Here is a 25,368-nt window from a genome sequence, read left to right on the forward strand (position 1 = left end):
GTGGCAGGAGCGCTCCTCGCGCTCCTGCCGCTCGGCTACCTCGTCGTGCGCACCGTCGAGGCCGGCGACCGGGTGGGGGCGATCCTCGCCCGCCCGGGCACCCTCGAGCTCGTCGGCCGAAGTCTCGCCCTCGTCGGCACGGTGACGACGCTCTGCCTCGTCCTCGGCGTGGGGCTCGCAGCCCTTGTCACGCGCACGACCCTGCCCGGCCGGCGGCTCTTCGCCGTGCTGCTCGCTCTGCCGCTCGCCGTTCCGAGCTACGTCGCAGCCTTCGCCTGGGTCGCGGCGGCCCCGTGGGCGCGCGGCTTCGTCGGCGCGACCCTCGTGCTCACCGCGTGTACCTACCCCTACGTCTTCCTGCCCGTGGTCGCCGCGATGCGGGGCGTCGACCCGGCACAGGAGGAGGTGGCCCGCAGCCTCGGCCGCGGCCCGGGGCGCACGTTCCTCACGGTCACCGTGCGCCAGGTCTGGCCCGCTGCGGCATCGGGCGGTCTGCTCGTCGCGCTCTATGTGCTGAGCGACTTCGGGGCCGTCTCCCTGCTGCAGTTCGACGCCTTCACCCGCGTCATCCACACCTCCTACCGCGCAAGCTTCGACCGCACGCCTGCCGCCGTCCTCTCGCTGCTGCTCGTCGTCCTCACCGTGCTCATCGCGCTGGGGGAGCGTCGCAGCCGCGGCGGCCTCGAGCAGACCCGGGTGGGATCGGGCCTCTCGCGCCGCTCCGAGCCGCTGCAGCTGGGGCGGCTCGCCGCGAGCGGGGCGACCGCGGCCGTCGTCGCGGTCGTCGGGGTCGCTCTGGCCTTCCCGCTCGCCTCCCTCGTCTACTGGTTCGTCACGGGGCTCTCCGCCGGCGTCGACGTGGACCGGCTCGTGACGAGCACCGGCACGACCCTGCTGCTGGCGCTGCTCGGCGCCCTCGTCACGATGGCCATCGCCGTGCCGATCGGAGTGCTCGCGGCCCGGCACCGCTCGCGCGCGACCTCTGCCATCGAGCTCGGCGCCTGGGCGGGTCACGCCCTGCCGGGCATCGTCGTCGCCCTCGCTCTCGTCTTCTTCGGGGTCCGCGTCGCCCAGCCGATCTACCAGCGCACCCCGCTGCTCCTCATCGCGTATGCCGTCCTCTTCCTCCCCGCGGGCGTCGGTGCCGTGCGTGCGTCCGTCGCGATGAGCTCGCCCCGGGTCGAGGAGGTCGCCCGCTCGCTCGGCAGCCGCCCGCTCGACGTGCTGCGGCGGGTCACCCTGCCGCTCGCCGGGCCGGGGGTCGCGGCAGGCACGGCGCTCGTCCTGCTGACGATCATGAAGGAGCTACCGGCCACCCTGCTGCTGCGCCCGACCGGCTCCAACACCCTGGCCACGAGCCTCTGGACCGAGACGGGGGTCGCCGCGTATGCCGCCGCGGCTCCCTACGCTCTCGCGCTCGTCGCGCTCGCTGTGGCGCCGACGCTGTGGCTCATGCACGCCCAGGGCCGCCTCGGCGAGTCGATCGAGCCCGCTGAGTCCGCTGAGTCCGCGGGACTCGAGGGGCCGGCTGAGTCCGCTGGTCTGCTCGCGCCCGTCAGGCCACCACGATCCCACACTGCCACTCCGTCTCTCGCGAACGTCGTTGAACCCCAGAGTGATCCGCAACGAAGGAGTGTCCTGTGAGCACCGTGACGCTGGAGGGCGTGACCAAGGCGTTCGGTGCGACGACGGCGCTCGACGCCGTCGACCTCACGGTGGCCGGTGGCCACCTCACGGCCGTGCTCGGACCCTCCGGCTGCGGCAAGACGACGCTCCTTCGGGTCGTTGCCGGCTTCGTGCGACCCGACGCCGGCACCATCGCCGTGGGCGGCACGACCGTGGAGGCGCCGGGCACCCATGTCGCGCCGGAGCGGCGCGGAGTCGCGATCGTGCCGCAGGAGGGGGCCCTCTTCCCGCATCTCGACGTCGCCGCCAACGTCGCGTTCGGCCTTCCTGGCCGCCGGCGCGACCGAGCGACTGCCGAGCGGGTCGAGGAGATGCTCGCGCTCGTCGGCCTCGAGGGCCATGGCGACCGCCGTCCCGACGAGCTCTCCGGTGGCCAGCAGCAGCGGGTCGCGCTCGCCCGGGCGCTGGCTCCGAGCCCGGGCGTCGTCGTGCTCGACGAACCGTTCTCGGCCCTCGACGCGGGCCTGCGCACCCAGGTGCGCACGGAGGTCCGCGGCGTGCTCCGTGCCATCGGGGCGACCGCGGTCATCGTCACCCACGACCAGGAGGAGGCGCTGTCGATGGCCGATTCCGTCGCCGTCATGGACCGGGGGCGCGTCCTCATGCACGGCACCCCCGCCGAGGTCTACCAGCGGCCCGCCGACCTCGTCGTCGCGCGCTTCGTGGGCGACCTCGTCGAGCTGCCGGGCACGAAGGCGGGCGCGACCGTCGAGACGGCGCTCGGCCTCCTGCCGCTGCACGGCGCTGCCGACGTGCCCGACGGCCCCGTGCTCGCGGCCTTGCGGCCGGAGCAGATCCGGGTCGACGGCCGCCTCGAGCGCCACGGTCACCGGGCTCACGTCGACGACGTCGTCTTCCAGGGTCACGACTCGATCGTGCGGCTCACCCTCACCGAGACCCGGCCCGCCCTGCGCCTCGCCGCCCGCTCGCAGGCTCCGCTGCGGCCGGGTGACGACGTGGCGGTGCGCGTCATCGGCCCCGCCCTCGCCTACCCCCGCTGACCGCGCGCTCCGTGGTCGGAGCGACCGCTCGCGCTCAGGGGCGCCAGCGCTCGGGTTCGGACTCCCGCTCCGGCTGGGGTGCCGTCGGGTCGTAGGGCGGCGTCACCGGGGGAGCGTCGAAGGGGCGGTATGCCGCGGGCTCGGCGGCCGCCGTCGCCACCGGCAGCGGTGTGGTGGGGGCCGCGGGGGTGCGTTGCGGCCACGCGGGTTGGGTCGTCGGCAGGTCGGCCCGGACCGCTCGGTCGTCGCCGCCCGCGCCGATGCCCGCGCCGATGCCCGTCGGGGCCGTGGGCTGGAAGCCGACCATCGTCGGCAGCGCATAGGTGCCGGGGGAGGGAGCCTCACCCCAGAGCCACGGCTCGCGGGGTCGCCAGAGCAGGCGGCCGGGGCGGCGCCGGTCGCGCAGCGCGTGCATGCGCCAGAGCAGCACGGGGTGCGAGGACGACGCGTTGACGACCCAGACGAAGAACCCGGGCTCGGTGACGGCCCGGTCGGCCATGGCGTCGACGTCGACGGACCGGTTGAGGTACTTGCCGCCGGCGAGGGTGGCCATCGCCAGTCTGGCACCCTGCGGGGCGAGCGCGTGACCGTAGTTGTCGGCGGTGTACTCCTGCGCCCGGCTCAGCGTGGACCCGACGACGGGGATCCACTGCGAGGCGAACGTGCCGAGGATGCGCCAGTAGCTGACGTGGCCGGCCGCGATGTGGCCGACCTCGTGGGCGATGACGAAGCGCAGCGCCTCGGGCTCTCGCGCCGCGCCACCGACCTCGAGCAGGTCGCTGTTGATGAAGACGAAGCGGCGGAAGCCGTGACCCGACGCCGCAGCGTTGATGACCCCGTTGCCCAGCACGACGTAGGCGTCGGGGACGAACGAGAGTCCTGAGCGCGCTGCCGCGTCGACGAGCATCGCGTAGGCCTCGGGGAACTGCTCGGGGGTCAGCTTGATGCCGCTCAGCCGCTGCTGGGCCCAGAGCTGGCCACGGGCGAACCACACGAGCAGCGGCGCGAAGATCAGGGCGAGCGCGTAGACGTCGGGCGCGCGTCCCTCGTCGTTCGCGGCGATGATCTCGTCGACGGCGAGCACGAGCAGGAGCACCGAGGCGATGATGGCGAGGACGAGCACGAGGATCTCTCGCGGGTGGCGCACGTAGCGGCGCAGGGGCAGGTGTGACCCCGGAGCCACCGGCAGCCTCAGCATGGGTTGGGCGCGCATGGGCGCCATTGTGCGGCACGGCACCGACCCCGGCCACGTCGGCGGTGCAGTCCTGGCGCAGCGGTGAGACGGAGGGTGGCGCGGTGGGTGGCGCGGTGGTGATGCGGTGGTGACGCGGTGGGTGACGCGGAGTTGAGGCTGAGACGCTCGCGGGGTGCACGGCATACGGCGAAAGCGTGGGAGACTGTGCCGGTGGCAGCGGGCGTCGGCCCACCCGACCCGCGCCATGCCGACCCCCACTCCCCACCCTGCGAGGTTCGTCCCACCGTGTCGCCCATGGCCCGTACTGCGCTGGCGCCCCACGCAACGCCGCCGGACCTCATCCGCAACTTCTGCATCATCGCCCACATCGACCACGGCAAGTCGACCCTGGCCGACCGCATGCTGCAGAAGACGGGCGTCGTCGACGCTCGGGCGATGCGCGCGCAGTACCTCGACCGGATGGACATCGAGCGGGAGCGCGGCATCACGATCAAGAGCCAGGCGGTGCGCATGCCGTGGGCCGTCGAGGACGCCGCCGGCGCCCTGACGACCTATGCGCTCAACATGATCGACACGCCCGGCCACGTCGACTTCACCTACGAGGTGTCCCGGTCGCTCGCCGCGTGCGAGGGCGCGGTGCTTCTCGTCGACGCCGCACAGGGCATCGAGGCGCAGACCCTGGCCAACCTCTACCTCGCCATGGAGAACGACCTCACCATCATCCCGGTCCTCAACAAGATCGACCTGCCGGCGGCGCAGCCCGAGAAGTACGCCGAGGAGCTCGCCAAGCTCATCGGCGGCGAGCCCGAGGACTGCCTCCGCGTGTCGGGCAAGACCGGCGAGGGCGTCGAGCCGCTCCTAGACACGATCGTCGCGCAGATCCCCGCCCCGACCGGTGACGCGAACGCTCCCGCCCGGGCCATGATCTTCGACTCGGTCTACGACACCTACCGCGGCGTCGTCACCTACGTGCGGGTCGTGGACGGCAACCTCAACCCGCGCGAGAAGATCGTCATGATGTCGACGCGGGCGACGCACGAGCTGCTCGAGATCGGCGTCATCAGCCCCGAGCCCATGCCGAGCAAGGGGCTCGGCGTCGGTGAGGTCGGCTACCTCATCACCGGGGTCAAGGACGTGCGCCAGTCGCGCGTCGGCGACACGGTCACGAACGCGAGCAAGCCCGCCAGCAAGGACCTCGGCGGCTACCGCGACCCGAAGCCGATGGTCTTCTCGGGGCTCTACCCCATCGACGGCTCCGACTACCCCGACCTGCGCGAGGCCCTCGACAAGCTCAAGCTCAACGACGCCGCGCTCGTCTACGAGCCCGAGACCTCAGCCGCCCTCGGCTTCGGCTTCCGCTGCGGCTTCCTCGGGCTGCTGCACCTCGAGATCGTCCGTGAGCGCCTCGAGCGCGAGTTCGGCCTCGACCTCATCTCGACGCAGCCCAACGTCGTCTACGACGTCACGATGGACGACGGCAAGCAGGTCCACGTCACCAACCCGAGCGAGTATCCCGACGGCAAGATCCGCGAGGTGAGCGAGCCGATCGTGCGCGCCACCATCCTCGCGCCGAGCGAGTTCGTCGGCGCGATCATGGAACTCTGCCAGCAGAAGCGCGGGGCGCTGCGCGGCATGGACTACCTCTCCGAGGACCGTGTCGAGATGCGCTACACGCTGCCGCTCGCCGAGATCGTCTTCGACTTCTTCGACCAGCTGAAGTCGCGCACGCGCGGCTACGCCTCCCTCGACTACGAGCCCGACGGCGACCAGGTGGCCGACCTCGTCAAGGTCGAGATCCTCCTGCAGGGCGAGACCGTCGACGCGTTCTCCGCGATCGTCCACAAGGACAAGGCCTACGCCTACGGCGTCATGATGGCCGGCAAGCTCAAGGACCTCATCCCGCGCCAGCAGTTCGAGGTGCCGATCCAGGCCGCGATCGGCTCGCGGATCATCGCCCGCGAGAACATCCGCGCCATCCGCAAGGACGTCCTCGCCAAGTGCTACGGCGGAGACATCAGCCGCAAGCGCAAGCTCCTCGAGAAGCAGAAGGAGGGCAAGAAGCGGATGAAGATGGTCGGCCGCGTCGAGGTCCCCCAGGAGGCCTTCGTGGCCGCGCTCTCGAGCGACGGAGACAAGGGCAAGAAGGGCTCCTAGGCCGCTCGGGGGCACGGGGACGGTGTTGGCATCCGTGATGGGTGCGGACATACCCGCGTCACCGTGTTGGACCTCGAGCTCGGCGGACTGGGCAAGGCTTTCCTCGCCGCCGCGCTCGACCTCACCGGGTGACGACACCGGGGTGACGACACCGCGTGACGACATGGGGGTGACGACACCGGGGTGACGACACCGGGGTGACGACACCGGGGTGTGCCACAGCGCCTGATGAGGCGTGGCCGCCCCCTGTGAACAGCATTCATCTCGGTGCGGGCATGCCTCAGTCCCCGCTGGTCTCGGCGGGGATTGGGGCGGGTGGCTCAGGTGTGCCAGGTGACGCCGTGGGCGGTGACTGTCGCGGTGAGGTTGCGGCGGTGGACCTCGGTGTGGTGTCTCGGGCACAGCAGGGCCGCGTTGAGCAGGTCGGTCGGGCCGCCGAGGGCCCAGTGGGTGACGTGGTGGGCGTCGCACCAGCTCGGGGCATGGTGCAGCCCTGCCAGCTGCAGCCCTTGTCGCGCACGCCGAGGGCGAGGCGTTGGGAGCGGGTGAAGAGGCGTCTGCGCTGGCCGACGTCGAGGGGTTTGCTGTCGCCGCCGAGGACCATGGGGATGATCTGGGCGTCGCAGGCCATGCGCCGGACCACGCCCGGTGACAGGACGTCGCCGCTGAGGGTGATGCCCGTCCCGGTGCCGGTGCCGGTGGCTGTGCCGGTGCGGGTGCTGGTGGGGGGCTTGCGGCGGAACGCGTCGGGGATGTCGTCGCCGATGTGGTCGCCGAGGTCGTCGCTGAGGTCGGTGAGGAGGGTGTCGAGGTCGATGAGGACGACGACTTTCGCCTTGTCGGTGGTCGGCACCCGGTCGGCGGAGGCGACGCCACGTTGGAGCATGGCCAGCAGGGCGTCCATCCGGCGGCGCGCGGGGGTGCGGTCGTCGGCCGTGATGGTGTGGCCGTGTTCGTCTCTTTCGGGGCGAGGGAGTGAGAGGGGGTCGATGGCGGACTTGAGGATGGCGGCGCCTTCGGGGTCGAGGGTGCCGCGCAGGCCGACCATGCCGGTGGCGTTGGGTGGGGTGAACCACAGCCCCCGCGCGGTGCGCCGGCGGTGGTCGAGGTCGTCCTGGTCGCGGGGCGGTGTGATCTGTTCGGTGTGGTGGCGCACGAGCCGGGCCAGCTCCTCGGGGCGGAGCTGGCGGGCTTGGTCGGTGAGGTCGGCGAGGGCGGTGGTGAGGTCGCCATCGTCGGCGACCGGGGCGGTGCGGGTGTGGAAGTCGAGGATCTGGGCGGCGTTGCCGACGGTGACCTGCCCGGTGGTGACGAGCAGGCGCAGGCGGGCCCAGCGGGGGCCGGTCAGGGCGGCGCCGACGGTGACGAGGGCTTTGGCCTGCCCGGCGGTCAGGGAGGCGTCGTGGCGGCGGAGCCAGTCGACCCGTGAGAGCCCGTCCGGAGCCTCGGTGCCGCGGGAGACCAGCTCGGAGACGATGCCGACGAGGGTGACCTCGAGGGTGGCGCGCTGCGCGGCGACCCGCTCGGCCGCGGCCGCGAGGTCGGTGTCGGCGTGAGCCACCAAGGACCGGCCGACGACGGCGTCGAGCTGCACAGCCTGGCGGGCGTCGGCGCGGCTGCGGTCGCTGTCCCACGTTGCGGCGCGGGCTGCGGTGGCCTCGATCCACTCCGGGTCGTCGACCATCGCGAGCCACTCGGCCTCCGACAGGGGCTCCAGCCCTTGCGGGTCGATCGAGTCCAGCACCTCCGCAGGCACCCCGGACCACGGCCCCCGCGGCGCGGTCAACGGCCGCACCTGCGGCGCGACCCGGCGGCTCGGCCTGCGCCGCGACGTCCCCGTCGATCCTTGGGACGGCCCCGGCTCTGCCGGGCCGCTCGTGGTCCTGCCCCACTCGGCCCACACGCCCGCCCCGTCAGCCTCCGCGGGTGCAGTCGTCACAGACGGTCGCGACGGGCCCGACGCGGTCGCGGAGGACGCGTCGGGCGCGGACGGCATACCGCCCGTCAGGCGCTGCCAGAAGTCGGTCGCGGACGTGCCGCCCCCGGAGCGCTGCCGCGTCTCCAGGTCGGCGAGCCGGCTCCTCAGGAGCTCGAGCACGTCCGCGTTCTCTGCCATGAAACGACACTAGAGGCGACCACCGACAGTGCTCCTGCGTGCGCGTCGGGTTCGTGGTCTCGAGCTGGTGGCGGGCCACAGGCGGTATGCCGCCCGGTGCCGTGCGCTGGTGCGCCGGCCAGCGCTGGTAGGCCGGTCAGCCCCGGTCGCCGAGCAGCTTGCGGCGCAGGCGGTCGGTGTCGGCGCGGGTCCACCCCTGCGTGCCCAGCCAGCCGAGCGCACCACCGTGGCGCTCGTCGAGGGTGCGCAGCAGCAGGCGCATCGTGTCGGTGGTCGGGGACTGCTGGGTGACCGTCTTGTCCTTGAGGTTCGCGGCATACGCGGTGCTCGAGCGCAGGCGCGCCATGATCGCGGGCACGCGCTCGGCGGAGGCGGCGTAGTCGGCGATGACGAGCTCGTCGGGCACGCCGACGACCTTGAGGGCGAGGCCGACGACGGTGCCGGTGCGGTCCTTGCCAGCGGCGCAGTGCACGATCGCGGCGCCCTCGCTCGAGGCGATCGCGTCGAGAGCGGCGACGACGGAGTCGGGGCGGGTCGCGAGGTAGGAGAGATAGTGCTCCGACCAGTACTCCTCGTGGCTGCGGCGGTGCGCGGCGTCCGCGCCAGCGAGCTGACGAGCCGCCGCGGCCTCATGGCGCTCGTCGGTCTCCCACGGGAGGGCGCGCTCCGCGGCGGGGATGCCCGACTCGGTCGAGTCCTCGCGGTAGAGCGTGTGGTGGTGGTGGCGGATCTGCACCACCGCGCGCAGGGGTCCGTCGCCCTCCTTGGCGAGCTCGACGTGCGTGCGCAGGTCGACGACGTCGCTCACCCCGAAGCGGGTCACGAGCGTCTCGATCGCCTCCGGCGAGAGGTCCTGGAGGTTGTCGGAGCGCAGCAGCCGGCGGTGTCGCACGACCTCACCCGACTCGGTCGGGAGGCCGCCGAGGTCGCGCATGTTGACGACGCCGTCGAGGTCGATCCACTGGGGGCTATACACCCCAGCAGCCTAAGCGAGCCCCCCCGTGGTGACCCCGTGGTGACCCCGTGATGACCCCGTGATGACCCCCTGGTGACCCCTGGTGACCGTCCGCGACGTCAGTCGCGCACGACGCTCACGGTGAGAATGCTGATCGAGGCGAACGGTGGCCCGTCCGGTCGCGTGTCCTCGCCGCCGCGCGCGACGATGTGGTCGATGACCTCCTGGCCCTCGACGACCCGGCCGAAGACGGAGTAGACCGGGGCCCCCGGTCGCACGGTGAAGTCGCGGTAAACCAGGAAGAACTCTCCGGCCGTGCCGTTGACGTCGTCGCCGCGCGCCATGCCCACCATGCCGCGCACGTAGTGGTCGTCGGCCGGGACGTTCTCGAGCGGGAGGCCGTATCCGGGGTCGCCGAAGCCGTGCCCGGTCGGGTCGCCGCACTGGAGGAAGCCGGTGCGCGCCTGGTGGCTCGTCAGGCGGTGACAGACGCTGTCGGACCAGTAGCCGGACCGCGCGAGGGTCACGAACGAGGCGACCGTCGCTGGGGCGGCCCTGCCGTCGAGCTCGAGCCGGATGACGCCGCACGTCGTCGTCACGGTGGCCCGCCACCGGGCTCCCGCCGCGATCGCCGGGTCGGGCGGGGACGCCCGACGGGGCGCCGTGGTCGGGGGTGTCGGCGGCGCGGTGCACGTCACGGCCCCGGCTGCCCGCGCCGGCGTGCCCGGTGCGGTCGTGGGCGGCCTCGTCGTCGGACCGCTCGGCGACGGGTCCCCCGTCCGCGTCGACACGAGGAGCAGGGCCGCGGCGGCCGCGATGGCAGCGAGCACCAGCAGCACGGCCGTGCGCAGCGACGGCACGGCCGGTGGGGGCCGGCCCTCGCCCGCACCGCTCATCTCCTGAGCGTAGGACGACGGCCGGTCAACGGCGCCCTCCTCGCCTGAGACAATCGTGGTATGCCGCCCTCCGCCCTCCCCGACGGCGACCCCGCCCCCGCGTCGGGCGAGCTCCCCGCAGCGGCCCTGTCGTCGCTCGCCGGCACCGAGCTCGGCATCTACGTGCACGTGCCGTTCTGCACCGTGCGATGCGGCTACTGCGACTTCAACACCTACACCCTCACCGAGCTGGGTGGCCCCGGAGCCTCGATCGGGGTGGACTCCTACGCCGATGCCGCGCTGCGCGAGGTCGACCTCGCCCGCCGAGTGCTCGGTGACGAGTCACCTTCCGTGTCAACGGTCTTCGTCGGTGGTGGCACTCCCACGATGCTGAGGTCGGGTGACCTCGTGAGGATGCTGGGCGGCATACGCGAGTGCTTCGGGCTCGAGCCCGGCGCGGAGGTGACGACGGAGGCCAACCCCGACTCGGTGACGCCGGAGTCGCTCACGGAGCTCGCCGACGGCGGCTTCACGCGCGTGTCGATCGGCATGCAGTCGGCGGTGCCTCCCGTGCTCGCAACGCTCGAGCGCACGCACGACCCCGCCAACGTCGCACGGGCGGTCGCGGCCACCCGTGCAGCGGGCATGCAGGTGAGTGTCGACCTCATCTACGGCACGCCGGGGGAGTCGCTGGACGACTGGCGGCGCAGCCTCGAGACGGCGATCGCGCTAGAGCCCGACCACATCTCGGCCTACGCCCTTGTCGTCGAGCAGGGCACGAAGCTCGCCGCCCAGGTGCGCCGGGGGCTCGTCGCCATGCCCGAGGACGACGACGAGGCAGACAAGTACGAGCTCGCCGACGCCCTGCTCGCCGATGCCGGCTTCGGGTGGTACGAGGTGAGCAACTGGGCCCGGTCGGAGCAGACCCGGTGCCGCCACAACATCGCCTACTGGGCCGGCACGAACTGGTGGGGCATCGGTCCGGGCGCGCACAGCCATGTCGGCGGGGTGCGCTGGTGGAACGTCAAGCATCCGAGTGCGTATGCCGCACGCCTCGCCTCGGGCGTCTCGCCCGCGCAGGCGCGCGAGTGCCTCACCGACGAGCAGCGCCACGACGAGCGGGTGCTGCTCGGCACGCGCCTCGTCGAGGGTCTGCCCGTCGACGACCTCGGCACCGGGGGGCGCGGTGCCGTGGCGGGGCTCATCGCCGACGGTCTCGTCGACGGTCCGGCTGCTGTCGCGCACGGCCGGGTCGTGCTCACCCGGCGCGGCCGCCTTCTCGCCGACACCGTTGTCCACCGCCTCCTGGCGGCATGAAAGACCCGATCCAACAAAGGAATCCGATGACTGACCTCGCCTCCTCCAGGTCGACCGCCGAGTCCGACGTGGCCTCCATCGTGTCCTCGGTCGTGGCGCAGGCACGTCACACCTTCGACAGCGGCCGCACCAAGCCGTATGCCTGGCGTGAGGCCCAGCTGAAGGCCCTGCGAGAGCTGCTCATCGACAACCACGACGAGATCGCACAGGCGCTCGAGGCCGACCTGGGCAAGAGCGCCGAGGAGTTCTGGCTCACCGAGATGGGTCTCGTCGTCAGTGAGATCGACCACACCCTCAAGCACCTGCGCCGATGGCTCGCTCCGCGTCGTGTGTCGGTGCCGTTGCGCGTCCAGCCCGGGCAGGCGCGCATCGTGCGCGAGCCGCTCGGGGTCGTGCTCATCATCGCCCCGTGGAACTACCCGGTGCTCCTCACGCTCGGACCGCTCGTGGGCGTGCTGGCCGCGGGCAACGCCGCCGTCGTCAAGCCGAGCGAGGTCGCGCCGGCGACATCCGCCGTCATCGCGCGACTCATGGCGCAGCACCTCGACCCCGAGGCGGTGCACGTCGTCGAGGGCGGCGTGCCGGAGACGACCGCGCTGCTCACGGAGCGCTTCGACCACATCTTCTACACCGGCAACGGTGTCGTCGGGCGCATCGTGCTCGAGGCGGCGGCCCGGCACCTGACGCCCGTCACCCTCGAGCTCGGCGGCAAGTCGCCGACGTTCGTCGACGACGGCGTCGACCTCGAGACGACCGCCCGACGCATCGTCTGGGGCAAGTTCACCAATGCCGGGCAGACCTGCGTCGCGCCAGACTACGTGCTCGGCACACGGCAGACTCTCGATGCGCTCAAGCCATTGCTCATCAAGGCGATTCGCGATTCCTACGGCGACGATCCCCGCAGCTCGGACGACTACGGGCGCATCATCACCGCGCGCCATCTCCGTCGCCTGGTCGAGCTCATCGACCCCTCGAAGGTGGTGACGGGTGGCGAGAGCGACCTCTCGGCGCGCTACCTCGCCCCCACGGTGCTCGACGACGTGTCGCTCGACGACCCAGTGATGGGGGAGGAGATCTTCGGGCCGGTGCTGCCCCTCGTCGAGGTGTCGGGCGTCGACGAAGCCATCGAGGTGATCACCGGCCGCGACAAGCCGCTCGCCCTCTACGTCTTCACGTCGAGTCCCGACACGAGGCGGCGGTTCGTTCGTGACACGTCATCGGGAGCCCTCAGCTTCAACATCCCCCTGGCCCACCTCGCCGTGCCCGAGCTGCCCTTCGGGGGCGTCGGCATGAGCGGCATGGGGGCTTACCACGGCGAGTTCTCCATCGACCTCTTCTCGCACGCCAAGGCGGTGCTGCGCCAGCCGCTGCGGCCGGACGCAACGATCGTCGTGCGCCCGCCGAGGACGTCCGTCCAGCGTCGTCTCATCGATCGTTTCGTCTTCCCCGGTCGCCGTCGCTGATTAGCACACGGGGGCGAAATGTCGGCGTAGGGACTCGGCGTGTCGCAAGGGATTTTTGGGAAAGCAGTGACGTCGTGACGCTTCTGTCCTAGATTCCGTAGGGACCTGATGCCCACGACGGGAGCCGCACGGTGAGCGCAGCCGGACGTCCAGCAGCCAGCCCCACCTGTGCAGGCCCCGCCCCGGAGCCGCCGACCGGGCTGCCGACCGGGCCGCCGACCGGGCTGCCGGCAGAGCCGTCGACCGAGCCGTCGACCGAGCCGTCGGCTACGCCACGGTCCCGGCGTCGACGGTCGAGGCGCTCACTGCCGGTGCTCGCGCTCCTGCTCGCCCTGCTCACGAGCGTCGGCCTCACGGCTCCGGCCAGCTCCGCCGAGTGGATCGTCCTCTGCACCGGCTACGACACGTGCAACGCGGCCGGCTACTCCGACAGCGGGTACAAGGCGGTCTCCTCGACGAGCTACTGGCGCCAGACGCCCGGCCACAACTGCACGAACTACGTCGCCTACCGCCTCGTGAAGAACGGGATGCCGAACGTCCGGCCGGACTCGCTGTCGGGCAATGCCTACAACTGGGGTCCCGCCTTCCCGACCCAGACGAACAACAGCCCTGCGCGGGGGGCGGTCGCGTGGTGGAACACGTCCTACTCCGCGACGGGACACGTGGCCTACGTGGAGAAGGTCATCTCACCCTCGGAGATCCTCGTCTCGGAGGACAACTGGGGTGGCGACTTCCGCTGGCGCCGCATCACGCTGACGGGCGGTCGCTGGCCCACCGGCTTCATCCACCTCAAGGACCAGGGCGCGAGCGCTCCGACGACGGACCCGTCCTGGCAGGTCGCGGGTCCGGTCCGCCTGCTCGACACGCGGACCGGCAACGGCGCCGCCAAGGTGCGGGTCACGGGCGGGTCGGCCGTCACCTTCCAGGTCACCGGGCGAGGGGGGCTGCCCACCTCCGGCATCGACAAGGTGCTGCTCAACGTCAACGCGACGACTCCCGCCACTGACGGCTACCTCACGGTGCACGCCTCCGGCACGACGCAGCCGACCGCACGAGCGGCCTCCATCAGGGCCGCTCGCCCCAACACCACGAGCGTCATGACCCGGGTCGGCTCCGACGGCAAGGTCCGCATCTACACGTCCGCCACGACCGACCTCTCGGCCGACGTCGTGGGGTGGTCGGCCACCGGGGGGCACGTTGCGGGCGGGGCGCCCGTGCGGGTGCTCGACACGCGCACCGGTCTCTCCGCGACGAAGGCGAAGCTCGCCGCAGGGGGCACCCTCAGCCTCACCGTGACCGGCCGGGCCGGCGTCCCGACCTCCGGTGCCTCGGCGGTCCTGCTCGACGTCTCGTCCGCGAATGCGACCGGCGGAGGCTGGCTGACCACCTACCCGTCGGGGGCGACGCGGCCCGCGGCCCCGCAGGTGCGCTACGAGACGGGCAAGGCCGGCACGGGCCTCGTCGTCGCGCGCATCGGCACCGGGGGTGCGGTGAAGATCCACTCGTCCGCGCAGACGGACGTCATGGTCGACATCGTGGGATGGCTCCGCTCCGGTGGCGACCAGGTCGCCCTCACCCCGAAGCGCGTCCTCGACAGCCAGAGCGGGCTGGGCTTCCCCGCCGGTCGAGTGCCCGCGGGCTCGGCGCCCATCGTGCCGGTGCTCGGGAAGGCGGGCGTCCCGTCCTCGGGCGTCAGCGCCGTCACCGTCACGGTCACGGCCGTGTCGCCCACGGCGAGCGGCTATCTCACCGCCTACCCGAGCGGCGCCGCCGAGACGCCGTACGCCACGGTGAAGTACCTCTCCGGCGCCACCGTGACCAACACCATCGTCGTGCCGATCGGCCCCGACGGGGCCATCCGCGTCAGGACGTCGGCTGCGGCATACGTCAAGGTGGACATCACGGGCTACGTGCTGCGCTGACGGCAGACGGGCTCGGAGAAGGGACCGTCAGGCGGCCGGCTCGGTGACGAAGTCGATGAGCTCCTCGACGCTCGCAAGGAGGGTCGGCTCGAGGTCGGCGTAGGTGCCCACGGTGCCGAGGATGCGCTTCCAGGCGCGCGCGATGTCAGCCTGGGTGTCGTGCGGCCAGCCGAGCTCGGCGCAGATCCCGTGCTTCCACGACGTGCCACGGGCGATGACGGGCCAGCTCTGCCAGCCCAGCCGCTCGGGGCGGACCGACTGCCACACGTCGACGTAGGGGTGTCCGAGGATCTTGACGTGCGCCGCGAGCCCCGGGAGGGAACGCGCCTGGTCGACGATCCGCGCCTCCTTGGTGCCCGGCACGAGATGGTCGACGAGGACGCCGAGCCGCCGTCCGGGGCCGGGCTGGAACTCGGCGATGATGCCGGCGAGATCGTCGACGCCGTCCATCATCTCGACGACGACGCCCTCGATGCGCAAGTCGTCGCCCCACACCTTCTCGACGAGCTCTGCATCGTGGCGACCCTCGACGTAGATGCGCGAGCCGCTCGCGACCCTGGCCCGGGCGTCGTGCACCGCCACCGACCCGGAGGCCGTGCGCGACTGCGCGCGGAGCGCATCGGCGAGCTGCGCCGATGACGCGGCCCGGGGAGGGGTGAGCGTCACGGGGCGGCCGTCGACGAGGAAGCCGGGGCCGAGCGGGAAGGCCTTGGTGCGGCCACGGTGGTCCTCGAGGTGCACGACACGCATACCTCCGGCCTTCTCGACCCGCACGACGGCGCCCACCCAGCCGGTCTCGACCTCCTCGACGACGAGGTCACGCTCGGCGGGAAGGTCGGTCGAGCGGCCCCGCCGAGGGGCACGCCAGTCGCCGGAGAGTACGTCGTTGCCGTAGCGGTCGTCGGGGCTCACGGTGAGGCAGGGTATGCCGTCCCGCGGGCCCGCGCGCCACGCCACGCCCGAGGGCGCTGCGACCTTCGACACCGAGGACGTCGTTCGGTGCATCGGCGGCCGAACGCGTAGACTTGGCACTCGTCAATCGAGAGTGCCAGAGGTGCGCACGAGCAGCGAGGGAGGACTGATGAGCGAGGACCGCAGGCTCATGGTGCTGCGCGCCATCGTGCAGGACTACGTGCAGACCTCCGAGCCCGTCGGCAGCAAGGCCCTCGTCGAGCGCCACCACCTCGGTGTCAGCGCGGCGACGGTGCGCAACGACATGGCCCTGCTCGAGGAGGAGGGCCTCATCCACGCCCCCCACACCTCGGCGGGACGGGTGCCGACCGATGCCGGCTACCGAGTCTTCGTCGACCGCCTGAGCGCGGTCAAGCCGCTGAACCCGGGGGAGCGTCGCGCGATCAGCCAGTTCCTCGAGGGCGCCGTCGATCTCGACGACGTCGTCGACCGCACCGTGCGGCTGCTCGCCAGCCTGACCCGCCAGGTCGCGGTCGTGCAGTACCCCTCGCTCACCCGCTCGACGGTGCGTCACATCGAGCTCGTGCCGATCGGCGCGACGCACCTCATGATCGTGCTCATCGTCAACACGGGCCGCGTCGAGCAGCGCGTCGTCGACACCGGTCGCTCGCTCGTCGACGCCGAGGGCGAGGCGCTCGTCGCCGCGATCCGCTCGCGCATCAACGAGGTCGCCGCCGGCGTGCCCTTCACCCTCGCGGCGACCCGGCTGCGCCACCTCGTCGAGGACGCCCCGGAGCCGGACAAGGCGACGACCGAGGCCGTGGTGTCGGCCCTCGGTGACGCCCTCGTCGAGGAGCGCGAGGAGCGGGTCGTGCTGGCCGGTCAGGCCAATCTCGCCCGTGCGGGCACCGACTTCCCGCGCACTATCGGTCCGATCCTCGAGGCCCTCGAGGAGCACGTCACCCTGCTGCGCCTCCTCGGTCAGCTCGGTGACGACCCCGACCTCGTGTCGGTGCGCATCGGCTCCGAGAACCCCGTGACGGGCCTGCAGTCGACCTCGCTCGTCTCCATGGGGTATGGCTCGGGTGCCGAGCGGGTCGCGAGCCTGGGCGTGCTGGGCCCGACCCGGATGGACTACCCCATGACGATGGCCTCGGTCCGGGCCGTCGCGCGCTACGTCTCCGAGATCCTCGACGCCAACCAGACCACCTGACCCAGATCCTCACCTCTGCAACGAGGCCAGCCGTCGGAGCACCGTCGCCCCGGCACCACACGCACCACGTCCCACGAAGGAACCTCAGCTTGAACGACTACTACGCCGTCCTCGGGGTGGCTCGCGACGCGAGCCAGGAGGACATCAAGAAGGCCTATCGTCGCCTCGCCCGCAAGCTGCACCCGGACGTCAACCCGGGCGCGGAGGCCGAGGAGGAGTTCAAGCGGGTCTCACAGGCCTACGACGTGCTCTCGGACCCGCAGAAGCGGCGGTCCTTCGACCTGGGCTCGGACCCCTTCGCGAGCGGCGGTGGCGCGGGCTACGGCGCGGGGGCGGGCTTCTCCTTCAGCGACGTCATGGACGCCTTCTTCGGTGCCGGTGCCCCGGGCGGGACGCGGGGACCCCGCTCGCGCGTGCAGCGCGGCCAGGACGCCCTCGTGCGCCTCGACATCGACCTCGCCAAGGCCGTCTTCGGCTCCGAGGAGGAGCTGACGCTCGAGACGGCCATCGGCTGCGCGCGCTGCGGCGGTGACGGGGCCGAGCCGGGCACCGGTCGCGAGACCTGCCCCATCTGCAGGGGCGCCGGCGAGGTGCAGCAGGTCCAGCGCAGCTTCCTCGGCCAGGTCATGACCTCGCGGCCCTGCGTCAACTGCCAAGGCTACGGCTCCAACCTCACCGACCCGTGCCACGACTGCTCCGGCGACGGGCGCGTGCGCACGCGGCGCAACCTCAAGCTAAAGGTGCCCGCCGGCGTCGACACCGGCACCCGCATCCAGCTGACCGGAGAGGGTGAGGTCGGCCCGGGCAACGGCCCCAACGCCGACCTCTACGTCGAGATCCGCGTCGTGAACCACGAGACGTTCACGCGGCGGGGCGACGACCTGCACTGCAGCGTCGAGCTGCCCATGGCGGCGGCCGCGCTGGGCACGACGCTCAAGCTCTCGACCTTCGACGGCATGCAGGACCTCGAGATCAAGCCGGGCACGCAGAGCGGCGAGGTCCACACCCTGCGCGGGCTCGGCGTGACGCACCTGCGCCACGGCGGGCGCGGAGACCTGCTCGTCCACGCCACGGTGCAGACCCCGACCCGGCTGACCGAGGAGCAGCGCGAGCTGCTCCAGCAGTTCGCAGCGCTGCGCGGGGAGGAGCGTCCCGAGGGTCGGCTCGCCCCCGCCAACAAGGGCCTCTTCGGCAAGCTGCGTGACGCCTTCAAGGAGAAGTGACGCCGTGAGCGTGGGGGAGTGCTCGCGGTGACCCACCAGCTCTTCCTCGGAGACGCCTCGGCCGTCGCAGGCGCGGTGGCGGGCGGCGTGCTCCTGCTCGAGGGCGACGAGGGCCGTCACGCCGCGACCGTCGTGCGCGTGCGGCCGGGTGAGCGCTACCTCGTGGCCGACGGTGCGGGGCGGTGCGTGCTCTGCAAGGCCGAGCAGGTCGACCGCACGTGGGTGCGTGGCCGGGTCGTCGAGGTGACCGACGAGCCCGCCCCGCAGCCGCGTCTCGTGCTCGTGCAGGCCCTGGCCAAGGGCGACCGCGACGAGCAGGCGATCGAGGCCGCCACCGAGCTCGGTGTCGACGAGGTCGTGCCGTGGCAGGCAGAGCGCTCGGTCGTCGTCTGGCGCGGCGAGCGCGCCGCGAAGTCGCTCGCCAAGTGGGCCGCCGTGGTCGCCCGCGCGACCAAGCAGTCCCGCCGAGCCCGTATGCCGCTCACGACCGCCGCGGTCGACCTCCGGGCGCTCGTCGCGCGGGTGCAGGCTGCGGCGCTGACGGTCGTGCTCCATGAGGAGGCCGTCGAGCGCCTGGCCGGTCTCGACCTGCCCGCCGACGGTGACGTGCTCGTCGTCGTGGGTCCCGAGGGAGGCATCTCGCCCCGCGAGCTCGAGGCGCTGACGGCGGCGGGCGGTCGCCCGGTGCGGCTCGGCACGGCGATCCTGCGCTCCTCCTCCGCCGGCCCCGCAGCCCTGGCCGTCATCAACGCCGCCACCCGCTGGCGCTGACCGACAGACCTCCCGAGACCTCGAATGGGCGGGAGGGCGGCGACGGGCTCGTCGACTCAGGTGCGCGGTGGGGTCGAGGTGCCTAGGGTGCAGGCATGACCCAGCAGACGCCCGACGACTGCATCTTCTGCAGGATCGTCGCCGGCGAGCTCCCGTCCGAGCGCGTGGCCGAGACCGAGCGCTCCATCGCGATCCGCGACATCAACCCGGCGGCGCCGGTCCACGTGCTCGTCGTCCCTCGGCGGCACGAGCCGACCGTGGGCGCCCTTGCCGCGTCGTCCGACGACCTCACCGACGTCTTCCGGCTCGTCCAGCAGGTCGCCGAGCAGGAGGGCGTCGCCGACGCGCACCGGATGGTCGTCAACACCGGCAGTGGCGCTGGCCAGACCGTCTTCCACGCCCACGTCCACGTGCTCGCGGGGGCCCGATTCAGCGAGGAGTGGCTCTTGTGAGCGACCGGAGCGAGATCGACCAGAACGCCGCTGACGGCGAGACGCTCCCTGCCGGCGACACGTCCAAGGACCCGACCGGCAAGCCCGAGCCCAAGGAGCCGGTCGACGAGCTCGTCACGACCCACCACACGTTGCGGGTCGGGCGCCGCCAGCTGCGCTACACCGCGACGACCGGCCGGGTCGTCCTGCGCGAGGAGCACCACGAGGACGGCACGTTCGGTGGTCACAAGGCCCGCGCCGAGCTGTCCATGACGAGCTACGTGCTCGACGGCGCCGACGTGCGCAAGCGGCCGGTGACCTTCGCCTTCAACGGGGGGCCCGGCAGCTCGAGCGTCTGGCTGCACCTCGGGCTGCTCGGCCCGCGCCGCGTCGTCATGGGCGACGTCGGCGCGCTCGAGGCGCCGCCCTACGACCTCGTCGACAACCCGGAGTCGCTTCTCGCGGTCAGCGACCTCGTCTTCATCGACCCGATGTCGACGGGGTGGTCGCGGGCGGTCGAGGGCGGCAAGCCCGGCGACTACCACGGCTACCAGAAGGACATCGAGTCGGTCGCCGAGCTCATCCGGCTCTGGACGTCGCGCCACCGCCGCTGGATGTCGCCGAAGTTCATCGCGGGGGAGTCCTACGGCACCCTGCGCGGTGCGGCGCTCGCGGGGCACCTCCAGGAGCGGTACGGCATGTACCTCAACGGGCTCATCCTCATCTCCAGCGTCCTCGACCTGTCGTCGGTCGACTTCGAGAAGCAGCGCAACGACCGCGCCCACGCGCTCTACCTGCCGACGTATGCCGCGATCGCCCACTACCACGGCAAGCACGGCCGCCGCGGCCTCCGAGCAGTGCTCGACGAGGCGGAGGCGTATGCCGCGCGCGACTACCCGTGGCTCCTGTCCCGAGGTGCCCGGCTCACCCCGTCCGAGCGGCGTGAGGCGGTCGCGACCCTCGCGCGGCTCACGGGGCTCGGTGAGGACTACGTCGACCGCGCCGACCTGCGCATCGAGCACTGGCGCTTCTTCACCGAGCTGCTGCGTGACCAGCGGCTGTCGGTCGGCCGCCTCGACGGCCGGTTCACGGGGCCTGCAGCGAGCGCGATCGCCGAGGGGATGGACGCCGACCCGTCGATGGACGCCATCGCCGGGCCGTATGCCGCGACGTGGAACCACTACGTTCGCGACGAGCTCGGCTTCGACAGCGACCTGCACTACGAGCAGATCTCGCGCCTCGTGCACCCGTGGTCGTTCAAGGACTTCGAGGGCCGGCCCATCGACGTCTCGCCGCAGCTGGAGCGCGCGATGCGCCAGAACCCGCACCTGCGGGTGCACGTCGCCTACGGCTACTACGACGGGGCCACCCCGCACTTCGCCGCGGAGGACGTCGTCGCGCACCTCCAGCTGCCCGACGAGCTGCGCGCCAACATCGAGCACGCCTACTACGAGGCCGGGCACATGATGTACGTCCACGAGCCGACCCGCCGCCGCCAGAGTGCCGATCTCGCCGATTTCGTGGTGAGGAGCTCCGCCGGTCGCACGTAGACTCGACATCACGATGAATGACGCCTCTTCACCCGGCCCCGACTCGAGCGGCCCCGTCAGCCCCGTCGACTCCGACGCACCCGTGCTGACCCGCCGCATCCCCCCGCCCATCGAGATGGTGTCCCTGCTGGGCCCGCGCGATGAGCTGCTGCGCACGATGGAGCGTCAGTTCCCGCTCGTCGACACCCACGTGCGGGGCAACGAGATGACCTTCAGCGGCCCGACGGGCGAGCTCGAGATCATCGACTCCCTCCTCGACGAGCTGCTGACCATCGTCGACCTCGGCCAGCCGCTCAACCGCGACGCCGTCGAGCGCTCGATCGGGATGCTGCGCAACCAGTCGAGCGAGCGCCCGGCCGACGTGCTGACGATGAACATCGTGAGCAGCCGCGGTCGCACCATCCGACCCAAGACGCTCAACCAGAAGCGCTACGTCGACGCCATCGACCAGCACACGGTCGTGTTCGGCATCGGCCCGGCCGGCACGGGCAAGACCTACCTCGCGATGGCCAAGGCGGTCGCCGCCCTCCAGGCCCACCAGGTCAACCGGATCATCCTCACCCGCCCCGCCGTCGAGGCGGGCGAGCGCCTCGGCTTCCTGCCGGGCACCCTCAACGACAAGATCGACCCCTACCTGCGCCCGCTCTACGACGCGCTGCACGACATGGTCAGTCCCGAGACGATCCCGCGGCTCATGGCCTCGGGCACGATCGAGGTGGCGCCGCTCGCCTACATGCGTGGCCGCACGCTCAACGACGCCTTCATCATCCTCGACGAGGCGCAGAACACCTCGAGCGAGCAGATGAAGATGTTCCTCACCCGTCTCGGCTTCGGGTCGAAGATGGTCGTCACCGGTGACATCACCCAGGTCGACCTCCCGGGCGGCACCCGCTCGGGGCTGCGGGTCGTGCGCGACATCCTCGAAGGGGTCGAGGACGTCCACTTCGCCGAGCTCACCTCGCACGACGTCGTGCGCCACCGGCTCGTCAGCGCCATCGTCGACGCCTACGAGGCCGACGAGGTCAAGCGCGAGAAGCGTGAGCGCAAGGCCTCCGCGGCGGCTCGCGAGCGAGGAGCTCACGGAGCGAGAGAGGCTCGCGCGTGAGCATCGACGTCCTCAACGAGACCGACGAGAAGGTCGACGAGCTCGAGCTGCTCGCCTGCTCGAAGTACGTGCTCGAGCAGATGCGGGTCAACCCGCAGGCCGACCTCTGCATCAAGCTCGTCGACGAGGAGGCCATGGAGGTGCTCCACGTCCAGTGGATGGACCTGCCCGGACCGACCGACGTCATGAGCTTCCCGATGGACGAGCTGCGTCCCGGCCGGGAGGGCCAGGAGCCCGAGGAGGGCACCCTCGGCGACATCGTGCTCTGCCCGTCGGTCGCGACGCGGCAGGCGGCCGAGGCGGGCCACGCCCCGATGGAGGAGATGCTGCTCCTCACGACCCACGGCATCCTGCACCTGCTCGGCTACGACCACGCCGAGCCCGAGGAGGAGCGCGAGATGTTCGAGCTCCAGCGCCAGCTGCTCCTCACCTTCCTCGCGACCCGGGGCCGGCCCGGCGCCTGAGCGCGCCCCCGTCCCGCACAGAAGCTCACTCACGAGAGACCTTGATGCTCCCGCAGTTCGTCCTCCCGGCCCTCATCAGCATCGCGATGGCCTTCGTGCTGTCGGCGTCCGAGGCGGCCATCTTCCGCATGTCGCGGGTCCGGGCGGCGGAGCTCTACGACGAGGGCCGCTCCGGCGCGAAGTCGCTCATGGTCGTCGTCGGCGACTCGCCGGCCTACCTGTCGGTCATCGCCTTCCTGCGCGTCGTGGCGGAGGCGACCGCAGCGGTGCTCGTCACGCTCGCCGTCGCGGGGCAGGTCGAGTCGACCTGGAGCCGGGCGCTCATCAGCATCGCGATCATGGCCGTCGTGTCGTTCGTCGTCGTCGGGGTCTCACCGCGCACCCTCGGCCGTCAGCACTACGACACCGTCGCCCTCTGGAGCGCGCCGCTCGCCGTCGGGCTGCGACGCGTGCTCGGCCCGGTCGCCAAGCTGCTCGTCGTGCTCGGCAATGCCGTCACACCGGGAAAGGGCTACAGCGACGGCCCCTTCCAGACGGAGTCCGAGCTGCGTGACCTCGTCGACATGGCCGGCCGCTCCGAGGTCATCGAGGACGACGAGCGCGAGATGATCCACTCCGTCTTCGAGCTCGGCGACACCGTCGTGCGCGAGATCATGGTGCCGCGCACCGACATGGTCGTGCTCGACGCCGACAAGTCGCTGCGCAGCGCGATGTCGCTCTTCCTGCGCTCCGGCTTCTCGCGCATCCCCGTCGTCGGCGAGGACAGCGACGACGTGCGCGGCCTGCTCTACTTCAAGGACGTCGCACGGCGGCTCAACGCCGCCCCAGAGGACGCCAAGCGCCTGGCCACCGAGGTGACCCGGCCCATGCACTTCGTGCCCGAGAGCAAGCCGGTCGACGACCTGCTGCGCGAGATGCAGCGCGACCAGACCCACTTCGCGATCGTCGTCGACGAGTACGGCGGCACGGCCGGGCTCGTAACGATCGAGGACATCATCGAGGAGATCGTCGGCGAGATCGCCGACGAGCACGACCGCGAGGCGCCAGGAGTCGAGCAGCTCGAGGACGGCACGCTGCGGGTGCCCGCCTCGATGGACATCGACGACCTCGCCGAGCTCTTCGACGTCACGATCGACGAGGAGGACGTCGACACCGTCGGCGGCCTCCTCACCAAGGCGATCGGCCGCGTGCCGATCGTCGGCTCCTCCGCCCGCATCGCGGGGCTCGAGCTGACGGCCGAGCGGATGGCCGGTCGGCGCCACCGCGTCGCCTCGGTCATCGTGCACCGCGTCGCGGCAGAGGACACTGACATGGACCACACCGACACGGAGGACGCCCATGGGCACGCGAGCGGGCACTGAGGGAACGGCACCGGAGGACGGCGACCAGGCGGCATACCGCGCGGGGTTCGCCTGCCTCGTCGGGCGGCCCAACGCCGGAAAGTCGACGCTGACCAACGCCCTCGTGGGGCAGAAGGTCGCGATCACGAGCTCCAAGCCCCAGACGACGCGGCACACGATCCGCGGCATCTCGACGACGCCGCAGGCCCAGCTGATCCTCGTCGACACCCCCGGGCTGCACAAGCCGCGCACGCTGCTCGGCCAGCGGCTCAACGACCTCGTGCGCGAGACGCTTCTCGAGGTCGACGTCATCGGCTTCTGCCTGCCGGCCGACCAGCGCCCCGGGCCGGGTGACGCGTTCATCGCGAACGAGCTGACCGAGCTGCGCTCCGTGCGTCGCCGTCCCGTCGTCGCGATCGCGACGAAGGCCGACACCGTCGACCGCGACCAGCTGGCCGAGCACCTCATGGCCATCGACCAGCTCGGCGACTGGGACGCGATCATCCCGTGCTCGGCCGTGTCGGGGGAGCAGGTCGAGCAGGTGCGCGACCTCCTGTCGTCCTACCTGCCGCGCTCGCCCCAGCTCTATCCCGACGGGGTGATGACCGACGAGCCCGACATCATCATGATCGCCGAGCTCGTGCGCGAGGCAGCCCTCGAGGGCGTGCGCGACGAGCTGCCGCACTCGCTCGCGGTCGTCGTCGAGGAGATGGTGCCGCGGGAGGGGCGCCCCGAGGACAGCCCGATGATCGACGTGCGCGTCAACGTCTTCGTCGAGCGCCCGAGCCAGAAGGCCATCGTCATCGGCAAGGGGGGGTCCCGGCTGCGCGAGGTCGGCACGAACTCCCGCAAGGCGATCGAGCAGCTCCTCGGCCAGAAGGTCTACCTCGACCTGCACGTCAAGGTGGCCAAGGACTGGCAGCGTGACCCCAAGCAGATGCAGCGCCTCGGCTTCTAGCGCTGCGTTCCAGCGCTGCGGCACAGGCGATTTCGCGCTGTGGGTGGGTGCCCCTAGCCTGCCGGGGTGAGCAGCCCGATCCAGCGCCGAGTCGGCCAGGTCTTCGTCCCCGTCCGCGACATGGCCGCCGCCATCCGGTGGTATGCCGCCCTGCTGGGTTTCGAGCCGGGCGCCGCCTCCCACGGGGGCACGATCTACGACGTGCCCACCGACGGGGAGACCCGGCTCTCGCTCGACGCCAACCGACCGGACGTCGAGACGTCGGGGCCGCCGCGCTTCTTCCTCTGGACCGACGACATGGTGGCCACGGTGGCCCACCTCCGCAGGCTCGACGTGACGATCACCTCCGAGGTCGAGGACATCGGCAGCGTCCTCTTCGTCCAGTTCGAGGACCCCGACGGCAACGCGCTCATGGTCTGTCAGCGCGCCTGAGAGGCGCGTCCGTCCTAGACTCGGAGCGAGGAGGCTGACATGTCGGAGACAGCCGCACACGACCACGAGCTCGAGGTCCTCGAGGACGACCAGAACGTCCCCCCGCGCCCCGAGGAGCAGATCGCCGACGCGCCCGACGACCCCGAGGTCTCACGATCCGGGCAGGGGTCCCGAGGGGTGGACGCGAGCCGACCCACCGGCATACGGTGACATCGTGCGTGCGGTGAGCCTCCTCCTTCTCTGCCGCGACGAGGCCTGACCCCCGGCCCTCCTCGTCGCGGAGTT

General features: G+C 71.8%; 22 protein-coding genes. 17 read left to right on the top strand and 5 right to left on the bottom strand.

The features are described 5' to 3' along the window. Both FBY41_RS13920 and FBY41_RS13925 read left to right on the top strand, forming a co-directional pair. Complete coding sequence (locus FBY41_RS13920) at nt 1–1,644, top strand: ABC transporter permease (RefSeq protein ID WP_260439769.1); 1,644 nt, start codon at nt 1–3, stop codon at nt 1,642–1,644. Next, the gene (locus FBY41_RS13925; protein ID WP_141844806.1) at nt 1,641–2,687 is read left to right on the top strand and encodes an ABC transporter ATP-binding protein; all 1,047 of its coding nucleotides are present in this window, start codon (nt 1,641–1,643) and stop codon (nt 2,685–2,687) included. The genes FBY41_RS13920 and FBY41_RS13925 overlap by 4 nt, the downstream gene beginning before the upstream one ends. Nucleotides 2,688–2,721: 34 nt before the next feature. Here the strand turns inward: FBY41_RS13925 and FBY41_RS13930 are convergent, their stop codons facing one another. Next, nucleotides 2,722–3,900 carry a M48 family metallopeptidase gene (locus tag FBY41_RS13930; RefSeq protein WP_260439771.1) on the bottom strand — a complete coding sequence of 393 codons (1,179 nt, stop codon included), beginning with the start codon at nt 3,898–3,900 and terminating at the stop codon, nt 2,722–2,724. A gap of 276 nt (nt 3,901–4,176) precedes the next feature. Here FBY41_RS13930 and lepA point away from each other — a divergent pair, with 276 nt between their 5' ends. Continuing rightward, nucleotides 4,177–6,036, top strand: coding sequence for a translation elongation factor 4 (lepA, locus tag FBY41_RS13935; RefSeq protein WP_141844807.1), 1,860 nt, complete (start codon nt 4,177–4,179; stop codon nt 6,034–6,036). A gap of 280 nt (nt 6,037–6,316) precedes the next feature. Here lepA and FBY41_RS13940 read toward each other — a convergent pair whose 3' ends face one another. The 3 genes from FBY41_RS13940 to FBY41_RS13950 all read right to left on the bottom strand — a co-directional run bounded on the left by FBY41_RS13940 (nt 6,317) and on the right by FBY41_RS13950 (nt 10,003). Next, a complete protein-coding gene (locus FBY41_RS13940) occupies nt 6,317–8,152 on the bottom strand; it encodes a DUF222 domain-containing protein (protein ID WP_141844808.1) in 1,836 nt (611 codons plus the stop codon). A 136-nt stretch (nt 8,153–8,288) separates the two neighbouring features. Further along, complete coding sequence (locus tag FBY41_RS13945) at nt 8,289–9,128, bottom strand: tyrosine-protein phosphatase (protein ID WP_141844809.1); 840 nt, start codon at nt 9,126–9,128, stop codon at nt 8,289–8,291. Between the two features lie 98 nt (nt 9,129–9,226). Beyond that, nucleotides 9,227–10,003: a peptidylprolyl isomerase gene (locus FBY41_RS13950; protein WP_141844810.1), complete on the bottom strand. Its 777-nt coding sequence runs from the start codon at nt 10,001–10,003 to the stop codon at nt 9,227–9,229. A 60-nt stretch (nt 10,004–10,063) separates the two neighbouring features. Here FBY41_RS13950 and hemW point away from each other — a divergent pair, with 60 nt between their 5' ends. The 3 genes from hemW (at nt 10,064) to FBY41_RS13965 (ending at nt 14,684) form a co-directional block, all read left to right on the top strand. Next, entirely contained in the window at nt 10,064–11,299 is a 1,236-nt protein-coding gene (gene hemW / locus FBY41_RS13955) for a radical SAM family heme chaperone HemW (RefSeq protein ID WP_141844811.1), read from the top strand. Beyond that, nucleotides 11,296–12,762 (top strand): aldehyde dehydrogenase family protein, encoded by a 1,467-nt coding sequence (locus tag FBY41_RS13960; protein WP_141844812.1) that lies wholly within the window; start codon nt 11,296–11,298, stop codon nt 12,760–12,762. Before hemW ends, FBY41_RS13960 begins: the two co-directional genes overlap by 4 nt. Before the next feature lie 311 nt (nt 12,763–13,073). Further along, a complete protein-coding gene (locus tag FBY41_RS13965; protein WP_185749052.1) occupies nt 13,074–14,684 on the top strand; it encodes a CHAP domain-containing protein in 1,611 nt (536 codons plus the stop codon). 27 nt (nt 14,685–14,711) lie between these two features. Here FBY41_RS13965 and FBY41_RS13970 read toward each other — a convergent pair whose 3' ends face one another. Further along, nucleotides 14,712–15,596, bottom strand: a complete 885-nt coding sequence (locus FBY41_RS13970; RefSeq protein WP_260439774.1) for a DUF3097 domain-containing protein — start codon at nt 15,594–15,596, stop codon at nt 14,712–14,714. A gap of 169 nt (nt 15,597–15,765) precedes the next feature. Between FBY41_RS13970 and hrcA the strand changes: the two genes are divergently transcribed. From hrcA to FBY41_RS23445, 11 genes are all read left to right on the top strand, one after another. Continuing rightward, a complete protein-coding gene (hrcA, locus tag FBY41_RS13975; RefSeq protein ID WP_141844815.1) occupies nt 15,766–16,809 on the top strand; it encodes a heat-inducible transcriptional repressor HrcA in 1,044 nt (347 codons plus the stop codon). A gap of 89 nt (nt 16,810–16,898) precedes the next feature. Beyond that, nucleotides 16,899–18,032 carry a molecular chaperone DnaJ gene (dnaJ, locus tag FBY41_RS13980; protein WP_141844816.1) on the top strand — a complete coding sequence of 378 codons (1,134 nt, stop codon included), beginning with the start codon at nt 16,899–16,901 and terminating at the stop codon, nt 18,030–18,032. A gap of 27 nt (nt 18,033–18,059) precedes the next feature. Continuing rightward, a complete protein-coding gene (locus FBY41_RS13985; protein WP_141844817.1) occupies nt 18,060–18,803 on the top strand; it encodes a 16S rRNA (uracil(1498)-N(3))-methyltransferase in 744 nt (247 codons plus the stop codon). Between the two features lie 95 nt (nt 18,804–18,898). Then, a complete protein-coding gene (locus FBY41_RS13990) occupies nt 18,899–19,255 on the top strand; it encodes a histidine triad nucleotide-binding protein (RefSeq protein ID WP_141844818.1) in 357 nt (118 codons plus the stop codon). Beyond that, the gene (locus FBY41_RS13995) at nt 19,252–20,784 is read left to right on the top strand and encodes a S10 family peptidase (protein ID WP_221629278.1); all 1,533 of its coding nucleotides are present in this window, start codon (nt 19,252–19,254) and stop codon (nt 20,782–20,784) included. Before FBY41_RS13990 ends, FBY41_RS13995 begins: the two co-directional genes overlap by 4 nt. Nucleotides 20,785–20,797: 13 nt before the next feature. Then, nucleotides 20,798–21,889: a PhoH family protein gene (locus FBY41_RS14000; RefSeq protein ID WP_141844819.1), complete on the top strand. Its 1,092-nt coding sequence runs from the start codon at nt 20,798–20,800 to the stop codon at nt 21,887–21,889. Then, entirely contained in the window at nt 21,886–22,353 is a 468-nt protein-coding gene (ybeY, locus tag FBY41_RS14005; protein WP_141844820.1) for an rRNA maturation RNase YbeY, read from the top strand. Before FBY41_RS14000 ends, ybeY begins: the two co-directional genes overlap by 4 nt. Before the next feature lie 44 nt (nt 22,354–22,397). Next, nucleotides 22,398–23,714 carry a hemolysin family protein gene (locus FBY41_RS14010; RefSeq protein ID WP_141844821.1) on the top strand — a complete coding sequence of 439 codons (1,317 nt, stop codon included), beginning with the start codon at nt 22,398–22,400 and terminating at the stop codon, nt 23,712–23,714. Next, on the top strand, nt 23,692–24,651 hold the full coding sequence (era, locus tag FBY41_RS14015; protein WP_141844822.1) for a GTPase Era: 960 nt from the start codon (nt 23,692–23,694) through the stop codon (nt 24,649–24,651). The genes FBY41_RS14010 and era overlap by 23 nt, the downstream gene beginning before the upstream one ends. A 66-nt stretch (nt 24,652–24,717) precedes the next feature. Next, complete coding sequence (locus FBY41_RS14020; protein ID WP_141844823.1) at nt 24,718–25,083, top strand: VOC family protein; 366 nt, start codon at nt 24,718–24,720, stop codon at nt 25,081–25,083. A 39-nt stretch (nt 25,084–25,122) separates the two neighbouring features. Beyond that, a complete protein-coding gene (locus FBY41_RS23445) occupies nt 25,123–25,293 on the top strand; it encodes a hypothetical protein (RefSeq protein ID WP_185749053.1) in 171 nt (56 codons plus the stop codon). Nucleotides 25,294–25,368: the final 75 nt, after the last annotated feature.

The organism is Humibacillus xanthopallidus, from assembly GCF_006716675.1.
GTDB classification, from domain to species: domain Bacteria; phylum Actinomycetota; class Actinomycetes; order Actinomycetales; family Dermatophilaceae; genus Humibacillus; species Humibacillus xanthopallidus_B.

Excerpts from the sequence above, each read along its gene's own strand:
- FBY41_RS13930 (WP_260439771.1), bottom strand. The coding sequence starts at position 3,900 with ATGCGCGCCCAACCCATGCTGAGGCTGCCGGTGGCTCCGGGGTCACAC.
- lepA (WP_141844807.1), top strand. The coding sequence starts at position 4,177 with ATGGCCCGTACTGCGCTGGCGCCCCACGCAACGCCGCCGGACCTCATC.
- FBY41_RS13940 (WP_141844808.1), bottom strand. The coding sequence starts at position 8,152 with ATGGCAGAGAACGCGGACGTGCTCGAGCTCCTGAGGAGCCGGCTCGCC.
- FBY41_RS13950 (WP_141844810.1), bottom strand. The coding sequence starts at position 10,003 with ATGAGCGGTGCGGGCGAGGGCCGGCCCCCACCGGCCGTGCCGTCGCTG.
- hemW (WP_141844811.1), top strand. The coding sequence starts at position 10,064 with ATGCCGCCCTCCGCCCTCCCCGACGGCGACCCCGCCCCCGCGTCGGGC.
- FBY41_RS13960 (WP_141844812.1), top strand. The coding sequence starts at position 11,296 with ATGAAAGACCCGATCCAACAAAGGAATCCGATGACTGACCTCGCCTCC.
- hrcA (WP_141844815.1), top strand. The coding sequence starts at position 15,766 with ATGAGCGAGGACCGCAGGCTCATGGTGCTGCGCGCCATCGTGCAGGAC.
- FBY41_RS13990 (WP_141844818.1), top strand. The coding sequence starts at position 18,899 with ATGACCCAGCAGACGCCCGACGACTGCATCTTCTGCAGGATCGTCGCC.
- FBY41_RS14000 (WP_141844819.1), top strand. The coding sequence starts at position 20,798 with ATGAATGACGCCTCTTCACCCGGCCCCGACTCGAGCGGCCCCGTCAGC.
- FBY41_RS14010 (WP_141844821.1), top strand. The coding sequence starts at position 22,398 with ATGCTCCCGCAGTTCGTCCTCCCGGCCCTCATCAGCATCGCGATGGCC.
- era (WP_141844822.1), top strand. The coding sequence starts at position 23,692 with ATGGGCACGCGAGCGGGCACTGAGGGAACGGCACCGGAGGACGGCGAC.
- FBY41_RS23445 (WP_185749053.1), top strand. The coding sequence starts at position 25,123 with ATGTCGGAGACAGCCGCACACGACCACGAGCTCGAGGTCCTCGAGGAC.